This is a genomic window from Coleofasciculus sp. FACHB-712 (genome assembly GCF_014695635.1).
Lineage (GTDB): Bacteria > Cyanobacteriota > Cyanobacteriia > Cyanobacteriales > FACHB-T130 > FACHB-T130.
On record NZ_JACJOQ010000288.1, the window covers coordinates 1 to 2302 of the forward strand.

2 protein-coding genes and 1 pseudogene are annotated in these 2302 nt (G+C 47.4%); 1 reads left to right on the forward strand and 2 read right to left on the reverse strand.

Features of this window, described 5'->3' with window-relative positions; translation table 11 throughout:
* Nucleotides 1-938 (reverse strand): annotated as a pseudogene (locus H6F50_RS07720) (TIM-barrel domain-containing protein); the annotation flags it as partial.
* 423 nt (nt 939-1361) lie between these two features.
* Here H6F50_RS07720 and H6F50_RS07725 point away from each other — a divergent pair.
* Nucleotides 1362-1574, forward strand: a complete 213-nt coding sequence (locus H6F50_RS07725) for a hypothetical protein (RefSeq protein ID WP_190412242.1) — start codon at nt 1362-1364, stop codon at nt 1572-1574.
* A gap of 7 nt (nt 1575-1581) precedes the next feature.
* Here H6F50_RS07725 and H6F50_RS07730 read toward each other — a convergent pair.
* Nucleotides 1582-2302, reverse strand: a 721-nt coding sequence (locus H6F50_RS07730) for a CHAT domain-containing protein (RefSeq protein ID WP_190428092.1), incomplete at its 5' end; no start/stop codon positions are given.

Consider the following 2302-nt stretch of genomic DNA (forward strand, 5'->3'; position numbering starts at 1 on the left):
GCTTCTTTTCGGACTGCTTCTTCGGTACCATATCCCCACTTCGACTGATGATATCCCAAAGCCCAGCGGGGAGGCAGGGGAGAACGTCCCGTCAGCTCCGTGTAACGCTCTAGTAGTTCCGCAGGGGAGCCGGAAGTAAAGTAGTAACGCAGCGATCCTCCGTCGAAGTTGGCTGTGGCGACATCTGCAAACGTAAAATTGGCATTAAAAGAATTTTCATAGAAAACCAAGTAACTGCCTGCGGAGTGAAGACCCCAATAAACCGGAATGCAAATATACATCGGATCTGAACCGGGGGCATACATCCCAGCCGCGTCATAGTTCCACATCCGATAAGTTTTCGGTTGCTGGGTAACTTCTCCTTTCTTTGTCACCTCCCTCGCTGCACGCAGGTTGAGGGAAGAAGCGCGTTCTCCCAAGCCATAAATGCGTTCTTCTTCTCGCAGTTGGGCTTTGTGAATCCATCCCCCATCTTTTCGTTGCGGCGGGAGTTCTTCCCGTATGGTTTGTCCAGAGGCGTCGCAGAATTTCAGGCTGCCATCGATTCCGACGATAACGGTGAGATTGTGGCTCGAAACCGTCCAACCCTCCGCCGTTTCTTCCAGTGTCGTCTCGACTTCCGACCAATCCTGACGAGCGATCGCATACGGAATCGGCGGTATCCCCGGCTTCCAATCCACTCGGACTAAATCGCTAGTCAGAAAACAAATTTCTAACTCTGCTTGCTCGAAGTAAAAATTAGCACCTCGATTGCTTGGCTCGCCCCGGAGTAATTTGCCGGGGTTGTCAAAAGCTTCCTCGGCTGGCAAATTGGGAAACTCCTGTTCAATGCGATCGCGTTGGCGAGAATAGACCCATGCCTGCGGCATATAACTCACATAGAGCAGCGATCCTAGAACAAAACGTATCTTTAGCGATATTTCTTTGAAGAGACTCATCGTATTTATGCCAGAACAGAGCTAATCTTTTTAACCGATTTAACAAATCTTTTAATCGAGCAACTCTTCAAGAGAAAAGCAAATTTATCTTAGTAAGCTCATCAATCCTAAGTATGATCTCTTGAATTAAAATCTCAATATGCTAAAAAATATTCTGGTAATTAAAAAGACACGGATGACAAATTCTGGCAGAGCCGGGTTGAAAGCCGTTGAAAGCGAGTTTCGTCTAGATAGCCAGTATAAACAAGGGGTGCCGCGTCTCCATCTATACTTTTTGAGTATAAATAGACAGAAATGAATAAACAGAAACTAATCAGAAATGTTGGTTTTTTTAGCCAAATTTAAGCCCCAAGATAGGGTATTTCTCTAAACCGACGAGTCTAAGCTGAAAGAGATAAATTCATTTAAATTGAGGAAAAAATTATGCCAGGTGGTCATGCCAGTCATAAAAGCACTTCACCAAAACCCAACACGAATGCGAATGGTCGCATTGATACTGCGGCTGATCTCTCAGTAGAACCAGCCGATCTTCTGGATGAAGGTGTTGATGCGAGAAGAGCCGAAGAAGAAAGTCCGGAGAATGCCGCCGCGACTCAACGACCGAATCAAGGCGGCTCGGGGCAAGAACAGCAGTAATCGGCATTTATAGACCATTGCCAATCAAGATGAAGGGTGCCCAATAATAAGGGTGGCTAAGGCGATCGCTAACATTACCGGGTATATCGCGAATCCGTTCGACGACAAAAATGCCCCGTTCTTGACCCAAAGCTGTATAGTCGCCGGTAATCAAGGCGATTTGTGCTTGGCGGAGGGATTCAGCTTTTGGGGTATTGCCATTTTCTAGAGCGGTATAGAAAGCATTCATCAGTGCTTGGGTACCGCCATCATCGACTGTCCACAAAGACGCGATCGCCGCCCTCGCACCCGCCTTTTGCATCAGGTACCCAAAGCCTAAAATCTCTTTCCCATCACCTAATTGACCGCCGACTCCGGTTTCACAGGCAGAAAGTACGACCAGATCGGTGTTTTTCAAAGGCCAAGTTTCGACATCGCGGAAATTTGCGCGATCGCCATTGCCAAATAAAATAAACGAATCTTCTGGTTTCCCCGTGACAAAGGCGGCATGAGTAGCAAAGTGGAGGATAGAATAATCGCTGATCCGGGCTAATATTTCCTTTTCGCTAAAGTCCCGGTTGAGTAAACCTGTCGTGTTAGGAAGCATCGCCGCCAAGTTTTCGACTTCCTTCCCTGCAAAGCGCAATCCTCCAAAGTTGAAGTTGCGATCGCCGACTTGAAAGCTGTAATTTCCCTGACTGAACGCACCCGCTAAAATCTTAGGCGCTTGGGGTTTCTTGTCCCACTCG